The sequence below is a fragment of the Methanosarcina sp. MTP4 genome, assembly GCF_000970045.1.
GTDB lineage: Archaea > Halobacteriota > Methanosarcinia > Methanosarcinales > Methanosarcinaceae > MTP4.
The window spans coordinates 982,208-1,005,183 of the sequence record NZ_CP009505.1; the positions used below are offsets into that span (position 1 = coordinate 982,208).

The 22,976-nt window shown below is 48.1% G+C and carries 14 protein-coding genes and 1 tRNA gene; 12 read left to right on the plus strand and 3 right to left on the minus strand.

Annotation, left to right across the window (positions count from 1 at the left end; genetic code table 11):
• Window positions 1-590 precede the first annotated feature (590 nt).
• Complete coding sequence (locus tag MSMTP_RS04395) at window positions 591-3,362, plus strand: type II/IV secretion system ATPase subunit (RefSeq protein WP_048177994.1); 2,772 nt, start codon at window positions 591-593, stop codon at window positions 3,360-3,362.
• 52 nt (window positions 3,363-3,414) lie between these two features.
• A complete protein-coding gene (locus MSMTP_RS04400) occupies window positions 3,415-5,352 on the plus strand; it encodes a hypothetical protein (RefSeq protein ID WP_048177995.1) in 1,938 nt (645 codons plus the stop codon).
• A 116-nt stretch (window positions 5,353-5,468) separates the two neighbouring features.
• Here the strand turns inward: MSMTP_RS04400 and MSMTP_RS04405 are convergent, their stop codons facing one another.
• The 3 genes from MSMTP_RS04405 to MSMTP_RS04415 form a co-directional block, all read right to left on the minus strand.
• The gene (locus MSMTP_RS04405; protein WP_048182682.1) at window positions 5,469-6,113 is read right to left on the minus strand and encodes a histidinol phosphate phosphatase domain-containing protein; all 645 of its coding nucleotides are present in this window, start codon (window positions 6,111-6,113) and stop codon (window positions 5,469-5,471) included.
• 201 nt (window positions 6,114-6,314) lie between these two features.
• Window positions 6,315-7,094, minus strand: coding sequence for a 23S rRNA (uridine(2552)-2'-O)-methyltransferase (locus tag MSMTP_RS04410; protein WP_048177996.1), 780 nt, complete (start codon window positions 7,092-7,094; stop codon window positions 6,315-6,317).
• Window positions 7,095-7,764: 670 nt separating this feature from the next.
• Window positions 7,765-8,862 (minus strand): Vms1/Ankzf1 family peptidyl-tRNA hydrolase, encoded by a 1,098-nt coding sequence (locus tag MSMTP_RS04415; RefSeq protein WP_082090490.1) that lies wholly within the window; start codon window positions 8,860-8,862, stop codon window positions 7,765-7,767.
• 851 nt (window positions 8,863-9,713) lie between these two features.
• On the opposite strand from MSMTP_RS04415, the gene coaBC reads away from it, so the two are divergent.
• The 10 genes from coaBC to MSMTP_RS04465 all read left to right on the plus strand — a co-directional run bounded on the left by coaBC (window position 9,714) and on the right by MSMTP_RS04465 (window position 22,953).
• Window positions 9,714-10,961, plus strand: coding sequence for a bifunctional phosphopantothenoylcysteine decarboxylase/phosphopantothenate--cysteine ligase CoaBC (gene coaBC, locus MSMTP_RS04420; RefSeq protein ID WP_048182686.1), 1,248 nt, complete (start codon window positions 9,714-9,716; stop codon window positions 10,959-10,961).
• A 19-nt stretch (window positions 10,962-10,980) separates the two neighbouring features.
• Complete coding sequence (locus tag MSMTP_RS04425) at window positions 10,981-11,886, plus strand: pantoate kinase (protein ID WP_048177997.1); 906 nt, start codon at window positions 10,981-10,983, stop codon at window positions 11,884-11,886.
• Window positions 11,887-12,343: 457 nt separating this feature from the next.
• On the plus strand, window positions 12,344-13,288 hold the full coding sequence (locus tag MSMTP_RS04430) for a prohibitin family protein (RefSeq protein ID WP_048177998.1): 945 nt from the start codon (window positions 12,344-12,346) through the stop codon (window positions 13,286-13,288).
• 137 nt (window positions 13,289-13,425) lie between these two features.
• Window positions 13,426-14,187, plus strand: coding sequence for a 4-phosphopantoate--beta-alanine ligase (locus MSMTP_RS04435; protein WP_048177999.1), 762 nt, complete (start codon window positions 13,426-13,428; stop codon window positions 14,185-14,187).
• 152 nt (window positions 14,188-14,339) lie between these two features.
• Window positions 14,340-14,993, plus strand: a complete 654-nt coding sequence (locus MSMTP_RS04440) for an HD domain-containing protein (protein WP_048178000.1) — start codon at window positions 14,340-14,342, stop codon at window positions 14,991-14,993.
• Window positions 14,994-15,492: 499 nt separating this feature from the next.
• Window positions 15,493-16,791: an amidohydrolase family protein gene (locus MSMTP_RS04445; RefSeq protein WP_048178001.1), complete on the plus strand. Its 1,299-nt coding sequence runs from the start codon at window positions 15,493-15,495 to the stop codon at window positions 16,789-16,791.
• Between the two features lie 148 nt (window positions 16,792-16,939).
• Window positions 16,940-18,175 carry an adenosylhomocysteinase gene (locus MSMTP_RS04450; protein ID WP_048178002.1) on the plus strand — a complete coding sequence of 412 codons (1,236 nt, stop codon included), beginning with the start codon at window positions 16,940-16,942 and terminating at the stop codon, window positions 18,173-18,175.
• Between the two features lie 793 nt (window positions 18,176-18,968).
• Window positions 18,969-21,770 (plus strand): PocR ligand-binding domain-containing protein, encoded by a 2,802-nt coding sequence (locus MSMTP_RS04455; RefSeq protein WP_082090491.1) that lies wholly within the window; start codon window positions 18,969-18,971, stop codon window positions 21,768-21,770.
• A gap of 766 nt (window positions 21,771-22,536) precedes the next feature.
• Window positions 22,537-22,613 (plus strand) — tRNA-Lys (locus MSMTP_RS04460).
• Window positions 22,614-22,716: 103 nt separating this feature from the next.
• Window positions 22,717-22,953 carry a DNA-directed RNA polymerase subunit H gene (locus tag MSMTP_RS04465; RefSeq protein ID WP_048182694.1) on the plus strand — a complete coding sequence of 79 codons (237 nt, stop codon included), beginning with the start codon at window positions 22,717-22,719 and terminating at the stop codon, window positions 22,951-22,953.
• Window positions 22,954-22,976: the final 23 nt, after the last annotated feature.

Sequence of the window (22,976 nt, forward strand, 5' to 3'; positions counted from 1 at the left end):
GACAGCAGCCCCGTTCACGAAGTGAACGGCTTTTCCCAGCAGAGTTGCGGCTCTGCAGCCCGAGTTCCGCTTCGGGATCACAGAAAATCGAAGATTTTCTGGGAGTTGTACTGTAAGTGCAACAGCACGGAGTCCTTTTCGCTCCGCTCAAGAGGACCATTTCCAGGCGGATTTTCACAATTTCGTTATTATATTTCTGTTTTTTACCTTGAACAATGCCACAAGTCCTATCTGATGTATAAGCAAATTTTGCATACACTGTCTGTGGAATTTGGGGGGGCAGCAACAATTTTCCGCCAAAGCGCCTCAAAGAAACAAAAACTGTTCTGGATTCTCAAGCCTACGCTTACTACCCAGGCTCGCCGAGAACGAGATCAGTCAGCAATCCGCTGACCAATTGCCCTAGTCCCATATTAATCCCGGATAACATAAAAAATAACTCATAAATAATAACACATAAATAATTAATCGCCCTGTGCCCCCATAATTAGAAAGAATTTAATACATTTGAAGAGTATCTTTGTAAGAATTTTGATCGTAATAATTTTGGGGAAATGGGGGATTGAATTCTGGACCTGATAGCGAAAATCATGGACACGGTTAGTTGTCTCAATCCGGGGCAGTTGCGCGGGCAGGGCAAAGAGGGGGAGGAACTCTGTCCCTACAAGAACAGGCACACTAAAAACCGGAAAACGATTGTTATCAACTGCAAAGAGTGTGAATCTGAGTCTTCCCTTAATGATCCGGACTGCCGCAGGAAAATCTTCGGGATCCTGAGAAAGGAAGTGCATGCCGACTGCCTGGTGCTTTCCAGGCTCTATGAACGGGACTACGAAGGAAAAGCCCTGGAGTCTCTCTATACCCTTGCAGGTTTTCGGGAGAGCGTTATCGGATACGGGGGTATGAAAATGGTTACGGGACCATGCACCCGGCCTGAGAAAAGTGAATGCCTGGGGGAAAGGAAAGACTTTATGGAAATCCTGGTCGAAAATGCGGAATATGACCCCATGAAAGCCCGCCTGGCCCTGAGCATGTTCATTCAGGCAAAGGGGCTGAAGAAAGTTCCCCAGGATTCTCTCGAATGCGCGGGTTGTTCGGAACAGTTCTACCAGCTGCTTTGTGAAATGCTGGAGAAATCCCCGTTTCTCCCGAATATGCCTGTGAAAATTCCTGCCCTGCAGAACCACGATTTTTCGGTTCCTGCCGGGGAAACCGGGTGTAGCGCCGAAAACCTGCTTGCGGATACCTCAGGGGAACTGGCACCTGGAGATATGCAGCATAATCCTACACAGGCCCCGGCAAAAACCCTGAAATCCTTATTCCAGCAGGGAGAAAACGGGATAAAGAGAAGACAGGGAAGAGGAGGACGAGAGGGAAGGGTGGAAAGAGTAGGTGAATCCTTAGCCACAAATGGAGGCACAAACCCTGACGGAAGCACTACTGACGTTTTCTTTGACTATGAAAGCCGGATCAAGCCCCATGTAAGGCCTCCGTTTTCCAGCTCCCGGATCTACACCGAAGCTCCCCGGAACACTGAATTTCTTGAGTGCTACGACATAAGCAGCAGGGACGAAAGAGACGAAAGGGTGCTTGAGATTTCCATCTACCGCTATACGGACAGGCCCGAGAAACTTTACATGATCAGGCCCCCCGAGTATAACCTGCGCCCTGAGGAACTCCGGCTGCTTGAAAAGGTCAGGAAAAGAATGATCCGGCACAGGCCCGGGGACCTTGCTTTTACAGACCCTGCGGGGGCAAGGAAATATTTCAGGAGCATGGCAAGGGAGTTCCTGCTCGAGGAACTGCTCGACGGGGAAAAGTCCGTCTCTCCTGAAGAGCTGGAAAGTTATTCCGACCTGCTTGCCCGCTACACAAACGGGCTCGGGATCGTAGAAGACCTCCTGTCGGATCCCCGGGTCACGGACGTATACATCAACGCCCCTGCGGACCTGAACGCCGTGCACGTTGTCCTGGAGGGGGAGGAGTGTGTTAGCAACGTCTTTCTTTCCCAGGACGACCTGGATGCCCTGGTCTCAAGGTTCAGGACAATCAGCGGGAGGCCGTTTGGGGAAGCGGTTCCAGTGCTGGAACTGAACCTGGAGGACTTCGGGGTGAGGGTCTCGGTCATAGGGGATCCCCTTAGTGCAAACGGGCTTGCTTATGCCTTTCGCAAACATGCCCGGGCTCCCTGGACTCTCCCGAAACTTATCAACACGGGTTCGATCTCCGCCTTTTCGGCCGGCTTTTTAAGTTTCCTTATGGACGGGCAGGCTTCCGTGCTGATTGCAGGGGAGGTTGGAGCAGGAAAGACCTCGCTCCTCTCGGCCATGCTCCTTGAAATCCCCCAGAAGTACCGGATCCTGACCATAGAGGATACCCACGAGCTCCCGATTGAAAAACTCCAGGGCCTGGGCTGGAAGGTGCAGGGGATGAGTTCGCACTCTTCCGTACTGAAATCAGGAGCTGAAATAAGCCCCGAAACTGCGCTTCGGGCAGCCCTGAGGCTTGGGAGTTCGTCTCTGGTTATCGGGGAAGTCAGGGGACCTGAAGTGAAGGTGCTCTACGAAGCCATGCAGGTGGGACAGGCGGGGAACTCTGTGATAGGGACAATCCACGGCTCTTCCGCGGAAAATGTATACGAAAGAATAGTCCACACCCTGGGGGTCCCTCCGGCTTCTTTCAAAGCAACGGACGCCGTAATTATCTGCTCTACAATAAGGCCCGGGGGGAGCATGCAAAAGCTAAAGCGGGTAAGCCAAATTGCCGAAATCACAGGTTCCACCATCGAAAACCCGGAACCCGGAGAACTTTTCACGGACATCATGACTTACGATGCGGCCCGGGACAGCCTGTTCCCCGGGGAAGTGCTCGAACAGGGACAGTCCGAATTAATTGGAAAAATTGCCCTGAAGTGGGGGATTTCCATAGACCAGGCCCTGAAAAACATCGAAATCAGGACCCGGATAAAAGAAAAGATCGCAGAAGAAGGCAAAAGAAGGCCTGACCTGCTGGAAGCCGAAGCCGTGAGCGAAGCAAACAATATTTTCTGGCTGCTCATGGACTCCATGAAAAGCAGGGACAAAACCGGGTTTAAACCGGGATTTGAGTCGGAAACCGGAAAGGGGTCAGGGACTGAAGCAGGAATTGAAACCGGGGTCAAAGCAGGAATCGAAACTGGGACCAAATCAGAAATTGGATCCAAAATAAATTTTACACCCGGCTTTGAAACAGACTTTGAAACAGACTTTGAAACAAACTTTGAAACAAATTTTGAAACAGACTTCGAAGCCGATTTCGAAGAACTTTACAGCCGCTGGGAAAAATGGTTCGAAAACTTTGCCAGAGCCTATCCGGGGGCCTGAATTCTCAGAGGGATCAGGGGGATAAAGTTGAGGGACAAGGGGGACCAGGGAAGTGGGAGAAAGTAACTGGTATGTAAAGGCATGTAAGGGCACGGCCAGGAAATGGGGGGATGCTGTTCCCGACCCGGACACTTTCAGCCGGAAATGCGAGCAGAGCGTGAGCCGGGAGTACAGGGACGCCCTTCGCTTCACGGGTTTTGACCTGGAAGCTTTCGAGACCGTGTTTTTTTCTTATTTCGGGACCCTGGCGGTATTCCTGATCCTCTTCGGGCTTGACCTTTTCCTGCTCCTGACGAAGAGTTTCGATTCCCGGACCCTTTCCCTCATGGGATTAGTGACCGTTTTCGTACCCTTCTGCGTACTTTACTACCTGAGCGAATACGTGAAGATCCATGCAAAGCTCATGAAGATCGCATCCCTTGGAGATATCCCCGAAGTCCTGAGCTACATCGTCATGTCCATGAAATTGGTCCCGAATGTTGAGCATGCCGTACTTTTTGCAGCCCGCAATTCGGAAAGGCCCCTTGCAAAGGACCTTAAAAAGCTGATCTGGGACCTGAACCTGAGGACCTACAGCGGAATGGACGAAGCCCTCCTTTCCTTTGCCGACCTCTGGGGCAGGAACAGTGAGTACTTCAAGCGCTCTTTGCACCTGATCAAAAGTTCCACAGCTGAGCCCGACGAAGCCCAGCGGGTCATCACCTTAAACCGTGCCCTGGACATCAGCCTGGAAGGCACGGAAAGCCTTATGGAAGCTTTTGCTGCAAAGCTGAAGACTCCGAGTTACGTCCTCTACTCCATTTTCATCCTGGTTCCCCTGGCTCTGGTAGCACTCCTGCCAGCGGTAACGGTTGTGGGGGTCAGGCTGGAGCTAACCGACCTTGTCATTCTTTACGATGTTATTTTCCCTGCCCTTGCAGCCGTTTACTCTGAATTCATCCTCATGCAAAGGCCTCTTGCCTTCATACCTCTCCGGATCCCGGACTCCCACCCCGAGCTTTCGGATATCAGGCAGAAAAAGCAGATAGCTCTCGTACTTGCAATTTTAGCCTCTGGCCTGATCATCCCTTCAGGTTATTTCCTGCTCAAGGCCGGAAACCCGGGAGGATTCGTTTCCACAACTCCCCTCGAAGGGCTCCTGCCTCCTACCCTCCCCCTGGTTGTGGGCGGGACAGTGGGAATTTCGGTTTACCTCTACCTTTCTTCCGCACCTTACAAGAAAATAAGGGACCGGATAAAGGACATGGAAAGGGAATTTTCAGACTCTCTCTTCGTGCTCGGAAGGAGAATCTCGGAAGGAAAAGCCCCCGAAGAAGCCTTTGCCCACACCGCAAGGGCCATGGAAGGTTCCAGAATCGGGGATGCCTTCGAACAGATTGCAGTCAACCTCCTCAGCATGCGCACAACCCTCAAAGCCGCCATCTTTGACGAGGAGTTCGGGGCTTTCCGGCATGTCTACTCGGAACGGATAAAAAATACCATGCTTCTCTTTACGGAAAGCGCCCACAAGAACCATGAAGCTGCAGGGGCAGCCGTGATCAAGCTTGCCGACCACCTGAAAGAACTCGCCGGAGTAGAAGAACGCATCCGCCGCTCCCTCTACGACGTAACCTCCACCATGCGCTCGACAGCAGCCATCTTTGCCCCCCTGATAGCAGGAATTACCCTTGCCCTTTCCGAAGTTATAACAAAAATCCTGAACCAGGTCGCAACCAGGGTGAGCAGGGTCCCGGCAGACCTCTCCACCCTCCCTGTGAAAGTCAGCCCCGATACCTTTGTCCAGTCCATCCCCCCTGACCAGTTCCTGCTCGCAATCGGGATCTACGTCGCCCTGATCACCGCCGTACTCACCCGCTTCGCAGGCGCCGTAGAATACGGGGGAGACCATACACAGTTAAAGTACGACCTCGCCTGCATGCTTCCCCTTTCAATTCTGGTGTTCGCGGTCTCGACAGTGGCATCAAGGGTGATTTTCCGAGGGCTTGTGTGAATATTCGAGAAAAGGATCGAGAAAATAATCGAGAAAAAAATTTAGGAAATAATTAAGAAAAATTAGGAAATAATTAGAAAAAGGAATTAAAACTATCCTGAGCCCTGAAACAGGACTCAGATAGGACATGCAATCGATCTTGAGGATTTTAATACTTTTTTTGCCTGGGCTTCGGTAAGTCCGGCTCCCATTGCAACCTGCATGGCAGTCTCATCGTCTATGAGGTCTTCCGGGGCATGGGCGTCCGTATTAACCACCAGGACGGCATCGACTTCAAGGGCCAGGCGTGCAACGTGACCGTTGGTCCTGTTGTGCCCGTTCCGGGCGGTCAGTTCCAGGGAAACATCATTTCCGGCTGCGGTTTCGACGTCTTCCAGGGAGATCAGGCCGGGGTGCGCCAGGACATCAACATACTGGCAGGCTGCGGCAGCCGCGTTTGTCCCGGGGGCGACAGGTTCGGTGGTGGTTTCCCCGTGTACGACCACAATCTCTGCCCCGAGCTCTTTTGCTTTCTTTGCCATGGGGGCAATTTTCCGGGGCGGTACATGGGTCAGTTCAACACCTGACATGACTTTGATATCCCATTCATCCTCCAGGTACTTTGCCTTCTGGGAGGCTTCAATGAGCTGTCCGAGATTTGTATAATCGGCATGGTCTGTAATCGCAATGGCTGTATAGCCTTTCATCACAGCCCTGCGGACCAGTTCGCTGGGGATCAGTTCCCCGTCACTGAAAATCGAGTGTGTGTGCAGGTCAATCAAAAGAATCACCATTTTTCGGGAATTTCGTTATATGCTGTTTACTGTTTATTTTTTTGCACATTTTATTTTTTTGCACATTTTATTTTTTTGCACATTTTATTTTTTTGCACATTTTATTTTTTTGCACATTTTATTTTATTTTATTTTTTCGTTTTATACTTATATGGTATAAATTGCGAACTCCCCTATTTAAAATCTTATTCAAACCTTTCCAAGCCTTTCCTCTACATCTGCAAAGGCGAAGTTCGGCTTTACGTCCTGAATTTTGATCCTGACCTTCTCCCCTACCTCGACTTCCTTTACGAAGACCACGAAGCCGTCGACAAGCACAGCCCCGTCTCCGCTGGAACCGAGTTTTTCGATCTCGACGGTGAACTCGTCTCCCCGCCTCATCGGTGCGGTCAGGAACTTCTTCCCGATGACATAGGTCTCCGCACTCTGGGACCTCGACGCCTTGGGGGAATAGGCTGTAGTCTTCACGAAATTATCCCTCACCTTATCCATGTAGTCTTTGAACATGTCCCCCTGGAAGACCTTTACCACGAAATTCCCATTTGGTTTCAGGATCTTCTTTGCGCATTCCAGCGCAGAGGTGGTAAGTTCGATGGACCGTGCATGGTCATAGGACCAGTTCCCCGACAGGTTAGGTGCCGCATCACAAATAACAACATCAGCACCCTTTGTTCCGACTATCTCGATGATCTTCTTTATCGTCGAATCCGCGTTTATGTCTCCCCGGATAGTCTCCACTCCATCGACCGGCGCGATCCTCTGGAGGTCAACTCCGAGCACCTTCCCTCCGGAAAGCTCCTTTGCGACCTGCAGCCACCCACCGGGCGCAGCACCTAAATCCACAACCGAGTTCCCACGATTAATGAGCTTGTACTTTTCATTGATCTGCTTAAGCTTAAAGGAAGCCCTGGACCGATAGCCTTCCTCTTTAGCCTGATGATAATAATAATCTCGTCTGTCTCTTGCCATGGTGCTATTTCCCTGCGCTGAAAGATAATATAGATTGCGCAAAATCCGCTATTATGGGAATATTTCTATGCGATATAATTCAGCCATTAAATATATATTTTCTGTCATTATTTTTGAGATTCTCCCGCCGAATTTCGGATCGGCATCAGAAAAATTTATGATTTTTTAGTCGGATTGCAAGTTCAACAGTACAAGGTCCTTTTTACTCGCTTTTCCAGGCTAAAAAAACAGAACAGCCTTATTAGCCGTATTCCGTCTGTATTCTCACGCACGCCCTGGTGTGCGGCCTGCTCCTGTTACCCCTGAAAAACAGAATCAACTAAAACTCCTGACACCTCGAATTGCCCTTCTTTTTTGATTTTTATGATTAAGGGATGAAGTTATCTTTTGTCCAGTAGAGCAAAGGATGTTGTGAGCTACCTCATGGAGGGAAAAGAAGGAGGAGAATTGTGCTGCCGTGTTTGTGATTGCTTCTTTCAAGATGCAGGCAGGAACAGGCCGCTTGCAAGCAAGCGGGAACAATAACGACAGTTATACATTATTCCGGTTGCCTGGCTTTCAGTCCTCTTGAGGGAGCGCAGCGACCGAAAAGGACCCCGTGCTGTTGCACTTGCAGTGCAACCCCCAGAAAATCTCTGATTTTCTGTGATCCCGATGCGGAATTCGGGTGTTAAAACAGATACCTGCGGCAACTCAATACGTTTCTCATTACCTCGTCACCACTTATTTTCTCCAGTTTGAGGTCCATTGACTTTTCGATAACCTCTATATCAAAGGGCAGGCGCTTTTCGACTTCTCTCAGGAGCTGGGACTCCCCGCTCATTATGACGCAGTCAACAGGGGCGTTTTCTTCGAGGATTTTGTTTACGGTTTCCATGACCTTTGCAAGGTGGTGGGCGATGTCTTCTTCCCTGAGGCGTTCAAAGCGGCGCTGGGAAAAGCCTCCTTTGGTGTGTTTTTCCTTGACGCTGCTGCGGACGAGTTCTTCAGCGTCAAAGGCCAGGCGGTCGGGGGCAAAACCTACGAAAGACTCACCGGCATGAAGAAGGAGGATGAGAATGCGGCATTCGGCTTCCAGGTTTCCTTCCAGGGCGCCTGTCTCAAAGTGGTCCTTAAAGTACCAGGCAGAAGTCATTATCGGGATGGAAGGGACTATTGCTTCTGAGATCATGCGGTGGATGTCATAGAACAGGACGAGGCCGGTTTCAGGGTTAAGCCTTTCCAGAAGGACACGGGTCTCTTCGTCGAGATAGGAGATGATTTTTTCACTCAGGACATCCGACAGGGCAGTTCCGGGAGGAAGATAAACGGTAAGCAGGTCGTCTCCAGGGGTGCGGAAGGAAGAGAGCTTGGAGAAATAAGCCTCCATGGCAGAAGGACTGAGGGTCTCTATCCCGCGGAACTCAAACTTTTCGGGAGCCTCCGCCCGGATGGTTTCGAGTTCGTGGTTGAGGGTCTGCATTTTGACAAGCTCCTGGTTCAGCCGGGATTCGGCTTCCTGTCTGGCAGCGACCGCATCCCTTGCCAGGATTTCTTTTTTTGAGAGCTGGATTTCCATGGTCTTCAAGTCGATTTCCATCTCCACAAGATGGGAATTGAGCCTGTCGATCTCAAGTTCGAGCTGGTCTTTCCCGGAGACTTTTCCGAAAAGGCTGCCAAGACTCTTTTTTACCTCTCCGGTAACCTCTTTTTTACCGTCTTTCGGCTGGGATTTGCCGTTCTTTCCACCCGGACTTGCACTTTTCTTCAAACCTTTTTTATCAATCATCTGCCTACCTGCCTGCACCTTATAGTCCCGAAAGTAAATATTTACACTTAAATTATAACCACGGAAGACACGGAAAGCACGGAAGGATTGTGCTTCTATTTCCTTTATTCCGTGTTTTCCGTGCTTTCTGTGGTTAAACCTTCACTTGAGATCGGTGAAAGAATTTTGGTCCTTGAGTATAATTGGTCTATTGGTCTTGAAAAGTATAATTAATTCTTGGATTTACTATAATCACACGAAATACTGTGACCCGGAACACTGATTGGAACACTGATTGGAACACTGATTGGAAAACTGATTAATACTGTGAACACTTTGAACACCGTGCCAGTATTTTTGAAAACCTTTCAGGTCGATCCCTGTGATCTTATTAACTCTTTGATCTGAAAAACTCTCTGATCTGATAAACCCTTTGATTTGACCAATCTTTGATCTGATCAGTTTACATATTAGAATGCACAACCTCTATATCTTTTTTAATTGCTCTTCATATTTCGAAAGTTTTAAGAATATCATATTTAATGTCTTTCTGTTTTCAAGATTTTTTCAAAAAAGCCAGTCAATTTTATACTGATTTAATTCCTACTGATCATTTCGGTGCCAAAATGAAAAGCCCAGCGGAAGATTCCCCTAACCATTCAGGCCACAACCATTCAGGTTGTAATCATTCCGGTTGCAACCATTCAGGTCAGGCAGCTCCGAATTGGAGGGGCTCGGGACAGGAAAGTCCCGACGACAAAAATATTCCTGAAAGAAACAGTCCGGACCCGATGGGTCTGAATAGCGAGAAACCGGTTCAATGCAACCCTTCAAATTCTAACAAAACTCAACACATTCAAAATCCTCAACACATTCAAAATACCCAACATATTCAAAATACTCACCCGACACTCTGGATTCAGGGGCAGAAAAGTTCTTCCCTGACCGGAAAAACTGTTGTCCTCGGAGTGACTGGCAGCATTGCAGCTGTCAGGGTGGTGGAACTTGCTCGGGAACTGATCCGGAATGGGGCGGAAGTCCATGCGGTCATGACCGATGCGGCCAGGCACATTCTTCATCCCGACGCCATGTACTATGCCACCGGGAACCCGGTGATTACGGAACTGGGAGGCAGGGTCGAACATGTGGAATTTTGCGGGCTCAAAGGAAGGGCAGACCTCCTCCTGATAGCCCCCGCAACCGCAAATACCATAGGGAAAATCGCTCACGGGATCGACGACACATCAGTCACATCCTTTGCTACAACGGCACTTGGCTCAAACGTCCAGGTCATGATCGTTCCAGCAATGCACGAGTCCATGTACCGGCACCCTGCAGTTGTGGAAAACATCCGGAAACTAAAAGGGTGGGGAATTCCCTTCGTGGGGCCCAAAATCGAAGAGGGGATTGCGAAAATTTCCCCTAACGAAGAAATAATACTTGAAACGGAAAGGGCACTTTGCGGGGAAGAGTTAAAAGGGAAGCGAATCCTCATCACAAGCGGTTCCACTGCTGAAAGTCTTGATCCGATCCGCATTCTTACAAACCGTGCCTCCGGAAAAACGGGGAGGGAACTCGCCCTTGAAGCCTACCGGAAGGGGGCGGAAGTCACCCTCGTGCACCGGGACAGGCTCGGTTTTTCCGGGATTATGGAAATTTTTGCCGAAAGCGCTGAGGAAATGACCGAAGCCGTACAAAAAGAGCTGGAAAAAGGGTACGACGTCCTGATAAGCTCGGCTGCCATTGCCGATTACACCGTCGAACAGGCTCCAGAAAAAATTAAATCCGGAGGGGAGCTTGAACTGAAACTGCGACCCACCCGCAAAGTTATAAAGGAATGCCGGGAAAGGCACCCCGCTCTTTTGATCGTGGGCTTTAAAGCCGAAACCGGAGTCCCGAAAGAAGAACTGCTCCGAAGAGCAGCCGCAACTCTGGAAAGTTCAAAGCTGGACATGATAGCTGCAAACGACGTCTTGAAAGGCGGAATGGGCACGGAAGAGAACGAAATTTACCTTATAAGGAAGGGGAAATGCGACCCTCTCCATGTAAGCGGAAACAAGCGAAAAATCGCGGCCTCTATCCTGAAAGAGGTAGCCGGGATTCTGATTCCGCAAAAATGAGCTAAAAAAGGCGTTTTATATGTATGAATACGAAAATGAAGGGGCAGACGTTTCAGCAAAAGCTTATGCTCCCGGGCACATCACAGGTTTTTTTCAGATCCACGAGCATGAAGACCCACACCATAAAGGTTCTACCGGCTGTGGGATCGTCCTGAACGGGGGAGTGACCACCGAGGTAAAGGTGGGGGAATCGGTTGACGAAACCGAAATCTTCCTGAACGGGAAAAGAGTCGAAGGCAAAACCACCAGGACTGTGATCGATCTGATAACTGACGTACCTGTTAGGGTTAAAAGCTGGGCTGAAATTCCGGTGGGCTGCGGGTTTGGAGCTTCCGGAGCCGGGGCTATCGGAGCCGCTTATTCCCTCAACAGGGCGCTGTCCCTGAACCAAACGGCAAAAAATCTGACCGAATATGCCCATGTGGCTGAAGTAGTCAACAGGAGCGGACTCGGGGATATTGCAGCCCAGTCCAACGGAGGGGTGGTGATAAGGCTCAGGCCGGGAGGGCCTTTCTTTGGCAGTGTGGACAGGATTCCCGCACCTGAAGCTCAGGTCTTTTGCATCGTGCTGGGGGAAATTTCCACCGACACCGTGCTGAGCGACGGAGCTACAGCCAGCAAGATCAACTCAGCCGGGAGAACTGCAATGTCCGAACTGCTTGAAAAGCCCACCCTGGAGAACTTCATGCTCCATGCAAAGGACTTTGCCAGCAAAACAGGTCTCCTGAGCGACCGGGCAAGGGACGTTATCGAAGCTGTAGAAGCCGCAAACTGTGGGTATGCCTCCCAGGCAATGCTCGGGGATACGATTTTTGCAGTTAATCCCGACGGTCAGGAATTCGAGCTCTACGAAACCCTCGAGGAATTCGGAGAAGTCCTTGAATTCGGGATCAGCACCTGCGTACCAAAACTGATTGTTGAATAACTTCCCCTTTTTGAGTGATATCGGGATGGGGGGAAACCAGTTTTACTTTACAGGTTTAACTTTTTACCCGATCATATCATTCTACACTTACAACCCCAAATCACGTTTTATATTTTATTCCATCTCAGTTTCTATATTTTATACCAAAATCTTTATTATATCTTCTATTTCACTTCCTTTCTGACCCCTGAGCTCCCATTCTGAAGCAGATGCTTCTTTCTGAGCCACAGAAATCCTGAACCAGGGCTGAAAATGACTTTTTTCAGGGAGCCCCACAGCTTAAATAGTATCGGATTGCAAAAGGTATTAGTGTTATATAAATGAAAGAATGTGTATAACAAGACATTCGCTGCTTTTTTGGATCTTCATGAAGAATTAACAGGGAGATTCCGGGAAAGAAAACAACATATTTCAAAGAGTATATTGCATTTTATTCACCGAGCGGAAGGTAAAATTAATGGATCTTAATGACGACTGGGAAGACAAAGGCAACTCAAGACCGATTAACCCGCTTAATAAAATACCTGAATCTATAGGCCCGATTATCCGCATAATTGCGATAATCTTCACGATCCTTATCGTCTTTTCCGTAGCCTTTGGGTCGATTTTCGTATCCATTGGTGCAGGAGAGGTAGGAGTGAAATTCAGCCAGTTCGGAGGGGTACAGCCCGATGAACTCGGAGAAGGGTTGCACATTGTACCGCCCTGGATATCGGTAACCAAGTATTCCGTGCAGAGCCAGGTCTATACTATGAGTTCTCAGGCTTCTGAAGGGGAAAGGGTAGGAGATGACCGGATCAATGCCCTAACCTCTGAAGGTTTGACCCTTGGCATGGATATTTCGATCCGTTACAGACTGATTCCTGCAGATGCAAGCAGTGTGCACCAGAAACTTGGTCCCTCTTATGCCGAAAAGATCCTGCGGCCTACTATCAAGTCCGTGATCAGAGAAGTGGTCTCAAAGCATACGGCAATGGAAATTTACGGGACGCAGAGGCAGCTTGTGGCAGAAGAGATGCAAAACGAGCTTGAAGCTCGCCTGAGTGATGACGGGTTCATTGTCGAAGAAGTCCTGCTCCGGAACGTGAAGCTCCCGGAAAGGGTTGCAACGGCAATCGAAGAGAAACTCCAGGCTGACCAGGAAGCCCAGAGGATGATTTTCGTGAAACAGAAGGAAGAACTCGAGGCTGAGAGGAAGATCATCGAATCCAATGGGGTAGCCAATGCCACGATCATCAGAGCTCGCGGGGAAGCTGAATCCCTCAGGATCATCAATGAGGAAATCAAGAAAAACCCTGACCTCATCAACTACAAATATATTCAGATGCTTGAAGGCCAGGACCTCCAGACCATGATCGTCCCGACCGACCAGGGGATCATCCTGGATGCCACGAACGCGTAAAACATCAGCCGGAAAATGTTGGCCTGAATATATACCTGTTAACAAAACGGCTAATAACCTATGAACAAAACGGCTAATTCACAAAATAATGTAAACAGGAAAAATTGTAAAATAAGTACAAAAGGTAAGCGACCGATATGACTGACATACCCCCAGACCACCCGAGGTACGAATCCCTGCTCGCCCGTGAAAAGGTTGCAGCCGGAGTAAAGATGGGATTTACCAGCATCCAGGGGCTGATCGCCCAGGGAAGAGGTGAGAGCTTCGACTATTTGCTGGGTGAACGGAGCACGGAATCAGCTCTCTATGCCGAGCGAGCGGCCGTGGCTGCCCTTCTCCTGGCAGAGAATCCTGTGATCTCCGTAAACGGAAACGTTGCGGCTCTTGCTCCGGAAAAGGTTGTTGCCCTGGCAGACCTTACCGGGGCAAAGATTGAGGTTAACCTCTTTCACAGGACCGAGACCAGGATGCACCTGATCATCGAACAGCTAAAGGCCTGCGGGGCCTCTGAGGTACTCGGGAAAAACCCGGATGCCAGCCTTGACCTTTCCCATGATAGGAGGTTGGTTGAGAGCAGAGGTATCTACAGCGCAGACGTCGTGCTCGTGCCCCTTGAAGATGGCGACCGCTGTGAGAAACTGGTGGAAATGGAAAAAATTGTCATAACAATCGACTTAAACCCCCTTTCCCGGACCTCCAGGATGGCCACGATCTCAATTGTAGATAACCTTACCCGGGCTCTCGGGAACATGGCAAAGTTTGCAGGGGAAATGAGAAACGAAAGGAAGGATGAACTTGTAAACCTGATCACGTCTTACGACAACAAAAAGGTCCTTTCCGAAGCCATATCCGAAATCCAGGAACACCTCAAAAACCTGGCTGCAGAAGTGGAATATTGAAAGCCTAAGTGGAATACTTAACTTAAACGGAACACTGAATCCGGAAACAGTATCCTGATAACTTAAATGGGTGCTGAATCCGGAAACAGTATCCTGAACGCTTAACCGGATGCTGAGTGCAGAAACGGGATGCCAAAAACAGGGTGATGTAAATGGAACTGATCGAAAAGACCCGGGAATTCGTGACCACTTTCCTTGAAGATGAGCCGAGTTCCCATGACATGTCCCACATCAACAGGGTGGAAGCCCTCTGCATGGAAATCCGGGAAGAAGAAGGCGGGGACCCCTTGGTCCTCCACCTGGCAGCCCTGCTCCACGATGTGGGAGTAATAAAGGAACATGAAGAGGGAGGGGACCACGCCGAGTACAGCGCGGAAATTGCTTCTGAATTCCTTGGAAAAGCAGGCGTCCCGAAAAAGGTGATAGGAGAAGTGACATACTGCATCCGGACCCACCGCTTCAGCGGAGGGCACAGCCCAAAAACCATCGAAGCCCGGATATTGCAGGACGCCGACAGGCTCGATGCCCTGGGAGCTATTGGGATTTTCAGGGCGGTCCTTTCCATGGGAGCCCTCAGGATGCTCAAGCACACCACGGGAATCGATAAGGGAGCGTCCAAAAAAACCGTGTACAAAAAAGACCCTGTTGCCGGCTTTAACGAATACATGCACTACAAGCCCTTCACAATTCCCGAAAAACTGAATACTGATTCCGCAAAAAGGATCGGCGAAGAAAGGCTGAAGATCATGCGCCTTTACCTTGAGGCCCTGAACCGGGAATCAGGACTGGAAAGGAACATTCCCTGATAAGGCATGTCTCCTTTTTTTATCCGGGCAGGCATTGCAGTAACTGTTAAATATACTGTGGTAACTTTGAATGGGTATACAATAGCTTCAAAGGTTACTGCTTAGACTTTTAAGTGCAATACAATAACTTCAAACGTCACTGTGGGGACCTTAAAGGTAATACCATAACTTTTAAAGTTACTGTGGGAACCTTCGTCGATATTTCGGCAACTTCAAAAGTTATCGTGTAAACCTTGAACGGTATTACAGCAACTTTGACGGTATTACAGCAACTTTAAAAGTTACTGTGGAAACCTTACAAGGTAACACAGCGACCTCAATGGTAATATGGCAACCTTATTCGTAACTCTCCCGGCCACAAAACTAGCAACAACTTTTTTATGATATGGTCTTAAATTCCTGTTCAATATTTAATTGAAGTTGGGTTCCCATTCGAATTCTGGAAATAGCTATAATTCAAGATCCAAAAAAGTTTCACAGACCAATCAGGTGTGATCACATGGCTGACATAATCATAAAGAACGCTTACGTTTTAACGATGGACCCTGAGGCAGGCGACCTCAAGCAGGGATGCGTTGTAGTCGAAGACGGAAAGATTACGGAAATAGGAGAAAGTACGGGAGAAAGTGCCGACACAGTAATCGATGCAAAAGGCTCGGTGCTGATGCCCGGACTCGTAAACACCCATACCCACGCGGGGATGACCCTTTTCCGGGGCTACGCCGATGACCTCCAGCTTGCCGAATGGCTCCAGGGACACATCTGGCCGGCTGAAGCCCAGCTCCAGGCTTCGGATGTTTACGCAGGCACACTGCTCGCCTGCCTGGAGATGATCAGGTCAGGGACAACCTCTTTTGCTGACATGTACTTCTTCATGGACGAAACCGCAAAAGCTGTGGACGAAGCCGGGCTTCGGGCTGCCCTTTCCCACGGCATGATCGAGCTCTGGAATGAAGAGAAGGGAGCAGCCGACCTCAAGGAAGGCAAGCGCTTTGTCCGGGAATGGAAAGGGGCAGCCAGCGGTAGGATCACTCCTATGTACGGGCCCCACGCCCCGAACACCTGCTCGAAAGAGTTCCTCACGAAAGTCAGGGAAGAAGCAAACAAAGACGGGGTTGGCATCCACATCCACGTCCTGGAAACCGAAGCCGAGCTTAACGAGATGAAAGGGCGCTACGGGAAGTGTTCCGTGAACATGCTCGAAGACATCGGCTTTTTCGGCCCGGACGTGCTTGCAGCCCACTGTGTCTGGCTCTCGGACGGGGACATTGAAATCCTGAGGAAGAGGGGAGTCAACGTCTCCCACAATGCAGTAAGCAACATGAAACTGGCTTCCGGAATCGCTCCCATCCACAAGATGCTCGATAAAGGGGTAAACGTCACCCTGGGGACCGACGGCTGCGCCTCCAACAACAACCTGGACCTTTTCGGGGAGATGAAAACCGCTGCCCTCCTCCACAAGGTAAACACCTTTGACCCGACAGTTCTTCCTGCACGGAAGGTGCTGGAGATGGCAACCGTAAACGGGGCAAAGGTCCTCGACCCCGAGACCGGCATGCTGAAAGTCGGGAAGAAAGCGGACATGATCCTTGTGGATATGAAAAAACCGCACCTGACCCCCTGTTTCGACGTGCCTTCGCACCTTGTGTACTCCGCAAGTGGCTGCGACGTCCGGACCACGATTGCGGACGGGAAAGTCCTGATGGACGATTACAAAGTGCTTGCACTTGATGAAGAAAAGGTAATCGAAGAAGCCCGGAAAGCCGCTGAAGCCCTTGTGGACAGGGTCAACGCCTGAAATTATCCCGGGACACCGGAAAGATAAATACATAAAAACTGAAATTAACCACCATTCAGGTTCAATTTACTGCCGCTTAATCACTGGCAAACCGAACTAAATACTACCTATCCGACTTAACCGCTTATCCGATATCAACGGGATTACCATGAACGAGAAAGAACTCATAGAATCCGGGAACATGAAGATGGAATGGGCCAGGAACCACATGCCTGTGCTCGCAATTATCAGGGAACAGTTCATAGAAGAAAAACCCCTGAAAGGACACACCATCGGGATGGCCCTCCACGTGGAAGCAAAGACCGCTGTCCTGGTGGAAACCCTTGCAGCAGGAGGAGCAAAAGTAGCGATCACGGGCTGCAACCCTTTAAGCACCCAGGACGACGTCGCCATGGCGCTTGACACCAGGGAAAACGTTTCCTGTTTTTCAAGATACGGGTGCAGTTCCCAGGAGTATTACGACGCCATTGACAAAGTGCTGGACTTCGAACCCGATATCACCATCGATGACGGGGCAGACCTGATATTCAAGCTCCACATGGAAAGGACCGACCTCCTCCCCAACATCCTGGGAGGCTGTGAGGAGACCACAACAGGGGTCCACAGGCTGCATGCGATGGATAAAGAAGGGGCCCTGAAAATGCCCGTTATTGCCGTAAACGACGCCATGACAAAGTACCTCTTTGACAACCGCTACGGGACAGGGCAGTCAGCCTGGGACGGGATCAACCGGACCACAAACCTCCTGGTAGCCGGCAAAAACGTGGTCGTGGGTGGCTACGGCTGGTGCGGAAGGGGAGTTGCCATGCGGGCAGCAGGTCTCGGGGCAAACGTCATCGTCACGGAAGTCGATCCCATCAGGGCTCTTGAAGCCAGGATGGACGGGTACAGGCCCATGAAAATGAGTGAAGCTGCAAAGCTCGGGGATATTTTCGTGACCACCACCGGAAACAGGGATATCCTTACCGCAGAACACTTCAAGGTCATGCGGGACGGGGCAATCCTTGCAAACTCCGGGCACTTCAACGTGGAAATTGACATGGAAGCCCTGGCATCCCTTGCAAAATCCGTCAGGACCGTCCGGCAGAACATCAAGGAATACGATATCGGGAACCGCCGGATTAACGTAATCGCCGATGGCAGGCTCGTGAACCTTGCAGCAGGCGACGGGCACCCTGCCGAAGTCATGGACATGAGCTTTGCCGACCAGGCCCTCTGCGTCCGCCACATCGCCGAAAACAAGCTTTTGAACGGTGTCCACCGGGTCCCCCTGGAGCTCGATACCTACGTTGCAAAACTAAAGCTCGAGTCCATGGGCATCAGCATAGACGAATTCACCCGGGAACAGGAAAAGTACATGAATGGTTGGGAGTGCGGGACGTAATTTGCAAATGGAGCAAAAGAGATTATTTTCAGTAACCCTGCATTTCTGACCCTTTTGCAGTGAATACTGAATTGCTTTCCATTTTTTGGAAAAGTAACGGTATTTACTGCACTTATTTTTAAATTATTTTCCGCAATCAGGAAATACTTTTAAGATTTATTTCAGTCGAATACCCCGCTAGCTTGCTGTGTGGTAGACACTTCTCCAAGAATTATAATAATATTCTCATTTAAATCGATAATATTCGCTTCTTTTTAAAATAAGTTTGTTTCCAGAACCATGATCATGTGTATGGTCACGTGTATGGTCACGTGTATGGTCACGTGTATGGATACGTAGCCACCTGTGGTTACTACTCAAATGTACTACTGATCACCTGTGGCCGGGAAGTGATACGCATTGGAAGTCAGAGCTTTAGCTATAGTCGTGATCAGCTCACCTATAATATCGGGATGGTGGCGAAGTGTCGAAAAAAGGTTTGATCCATTTAAAATTATTTAAATTTGTTTTTATAGGATGAGAATTTACGTAAAATCGTAACAAAAATGAAGCTCCGAGTTGACGGACCTCTGCCCAGCAGATCGTTACCTTTTGAAAATAGATCGTGTGATACGTCCAGTTTCCTTCCAGAAAAGGGGTCCTGTGACACGCCCTGCTTGATGTGGCATGAATTTCAGTAAAGTTTGCCGAGCCCTGGAATGAGAAGTTACTCACTGGAGATTTCCCACTGGAGATTACTCACCGGAGATTAAGCATAATTTTTAGGAAAATTTTGACAGCCGGAGAAGATGGAATGAGAGGAAACCTGAGAAAATCCGGTATTGACATTATAGGAGATGTACCCTGGGGGACACACTTCTGCCAGTTTTACCAGACAAAAGAAGATTTAACGGAGATACTTGTCCCTTACTTCAAAGCAGGGCTGGAAAATAACGAATTCTGTATGTGGGTCACATCAGAGCCTCTTGATGCAGAAGACGCAAAAGAAACCCTTAGAAGGGCTGTTCCGGATGTTGATGTTTACCTGGAGAAGGGGCAAATCAGAATTATTTCTTACATTGATTGGTGTATGAAAGATGGAGTTTTCGATTCGGAGAAGGTAATAAACCAGTGGGTCGAAAAAATCGAGCAATCCCTGTCCAGTGGCTATGACGGTTTGAGGATGACGGGGAACATTTCCTGGCTGGAAAAAAAGGATTGGAAGGATTTCGTTGATTATGAAAAAGACGGAGACAGAATTATCAGTAACTACCGGATCGTGGCTCTCTGCACCTATTGCCTTGACAGGTGCAACGCAAGCGAGATTATCGACGTGGTCACAAACCATCAATTTGCTTTGATTAAAAGGGGAGGGGAATGGGATCAGATAGAAAGCTCCAGGCAAAAAAGGGTGCAAGAGGAGCTTTTCCAGAGCGAACAGCGCGTCAGGCTGAAGCTGGAGAGTGTTCTCTCGCCTGATGGGGAGATGGAGAAACTGGAACTTTCTGATATCATTAATTCCCGGGAGATCCAGTCCCTCATGGATGATTTTTATGAGTTTGTACATATTGCCATGGCCCTGGTCGATCTCAAAGGTAACGTTCTGGTAGGCGTTGGATGGCAGGATATCTGCACTAAATTCCATAGGGTCCACCCCGAAGCCTGCAAGCACTGCGTAGAAAGCGACACAAAGCTGACTGCAGGGGTTGCCCCTGGAGAGTTTAAGCTGTACAGGTGCAAGAACAATATGTGGGACATAGCGACCCCAATCATGGTGGGAGGCCAGCACATCGGCAATCTCTTTTCAGGGCAGTTCTTTTTTGAGGGCGAGACTCCGGACTATGAGCTATTCCGGGCCCAGGCAAGGCAATACGATTTCAACGAGGGGGAATATACAACAGCGCTTGATAAAGTTCCACGGCTAAGCAGGGAGGCGGTGGACACATCTATGGCCTTCTTAATGAAGCTTGCTCACATGATCTCACAGCTAAGCTACAGCAATATCAAGTTGACCCGGACACTGGCGGAACGTGATACCCTGGTGGATGCGCTTACGAAGAGTGAGGAAAAGTACCGCAATTTCATGGAGACAGCTAACGAAGGTATATGGATACTTGATACTGAACCCAGGACCACTTATGTTAATGAGAAAATGGCAGAGATGTTAGGACACAGTCAAGAAGCAATTATTGGTAAATCTGTAAGGGATTTTACCGATGAAGAGGGAAAGGCTATTTTCGAGCTGAATATGGAAAAAAGGCGGCAGGGTATCAATGAGAGCCATGAATTCAAATTACTACGTAAAGATTGCTTACCTTTGTGGGTTCTTGTAAATTCAAAAGCCCTTTTTGATAAGGATGGAAAGTTTACTGGTTCTATTAGCATGCTTACTGATATCACTAAGCGAAAAGAAGCAGAAGCCAAGTTGAAAGAAGCATATGAAAGTTCTGAAAAGTTAGTTGAAGAACGAACAACTCAGCTTAAGGAGGCTTATAACTCGTTAAAAGAAAGTGAAAGAGGTCTTGCTGAAGCTCAAAAAATGGCTCATATTGGAAACTGGGAGTGGGATATTGCAACTGATAAAACATACTGGTCTGAGGAAATGTATCGTATTTTCGAACGTGATCCCAAAAAATTAGCACCGTCTTACAATGAATATTTAAGCTACATACATCCCGATGACCAGGACTACTATGAGAATGGCCTTAAAATAGCTGTAACTGGAAGTCCCTTTAGAATTGATTACAGGATTGTCTTAGATAATGGAGAAGAACGTATAGTCCACCTTGAATCGGAATTTATTTTGAATAATATAAATATCCCTGTTCGAATAAAAGGAATAGTTCAGGATATCACCGAACGAAAAAAAGTTGAAAAAACTCTGGAAAATCTTGAGACTGCCCGCAAAAAGGAAATTCATCACAGGATCAAGAATAACCTGCAGGTAATCTCCTCCCTTCTTGACCTTCAGGCTGAAAAGTTCAACAACAGAGAATGTGTTGAGGATTCGGAAGTTCTGAAAGCTTTCAGGGAAAGCCAGGACAGGGTAATGTCCATTGCCCTGATCCACGAAGAACTGCACGAAGGCAAAGGCAACAATACACTTAATTTTTCACCATACCTGAAGAGGCTTTCCAGGAACCTTTTCCAGACTTACAGACTTGAAAATGCCGATACAAGATTGAATGTCGATCTGGAGGAAAACATTTTCTTTGACATGGATACAGCAGTTCCATTGGGCATAATCATTAGCGAACTTGTTTCAAACTCCCTCAAACACGCATTTCAAGGCAGGGATAGAGGGGTAATCCAGATTAAACTTTGCAGGGAAGAAACTGCAGGATGTACAAACAATGCAGGATGTATAAGCAATAGCAATATAAAGGGAAGCAAGAAAGAAGGGAGTAAAGGCGCTAATTTTGTTCTAACAGTTTCGGATAATGGGGTGGGTATGCCTGAAAACTTTAATCCGGAAAATTCTGATACTCTTGGAATACAACTGGTGTCCATTCTGGTAGGTCAGTTAGATGGCGAACTTGAGTTAAAAAGAGATTCCGGAACAAAGTTCATTATAAGGTTCACAGTAGCAGAAAAGAGTAATAATCTTCATCTGTAAATTTTATTCGTTGGTCACATTTTTTATACAGTGCCATTCGAAAGGCAAGAGTTTCCATGAAAAAATGTATACTCTTCCGTAGTAACAAAACCTTGAATGATTTGAATACTTACTTTCGAGCTTAAGTGAACCAATAACTAATTTTAAGGCTCATGTAATAGTTAATTAACAGGCAACCATTAATAATCTGAATTTGTATGGGTCAGACTTAACTCAGTTATTCCTTTAGCTGATTCCTTTAACTTATTCCTTTAACCAAGTTATTCCTTTAATTTATTCCTTTAGCTGATTCCTTTAACTTATTCCTTTAACCAAGTTATTCCTTTAACTTATTCCTTTAACCAAGTTATTCCTTTAATTTATTCCTTTAACCAAGTTATTCCTATATACTAAGTGGTTTATTTTTGGAGGGGGAAACGCCCGGACTCGATGCGCCACCTTCGAAATAGGGTCAGACACATTCGTTCACCCGGACATGGAAAAAATCATCTCATTTTCTTGGGCCTACTTTATAAAAAGTGAAAATTCTCTTACTTATAACTTTCCGGCAAAAGGGGCGAAAATCGGGATAAAAATTCAAACTTGACTAATATATTTGTACTCCTATCAATCGAATTCGTAAAATAAAGTCAGGCCCATCAAAAACTATATATATCATAGCTATAATTAGAGGGTTGCACCGGTGTAAGAAGTACACCTCGATTCAGGGGGTAAATGTGCTTTGGATGCCGTTGAAATGTCAGAAAATAATCGGAATAAACAGAAGGGGCCCGTAGCTCAGTCAGGCAGAGCGTCTGGCTTTTAACCAGACGGCCTAGGGTTCAAATCCCTACGGGCTCGCCATACTTCACACTAGCCAAATTATGCTAAAACCCACCGGAAAGGCCATCCGTGAGGGTATGCTTGGGCAATGCTTTTTGATACGTTTTGTTTTGGAGGAAAGGATTTGATAAAATTCAGCCTGCTCGACCATGAGTTAGTCCCTAAACATGAGATCATGTCTGAGGGCGAGTTAAAGTCTGTTTTAAGCAAGTATTCCATTGAAAAGGAGCAACTGCCAAAAATTAAAGTTCATGACCCTGTTATAAAAGAGATCGGAGCCACAGTAGGGGAAGTTGTAAAGATTGCGAAAAAGAGTCATACTGCAGGGGAGGCAGACTATTACAGGCTCGTAATTGAGTGATTTTGGGGGAGTTTAACAGTTAC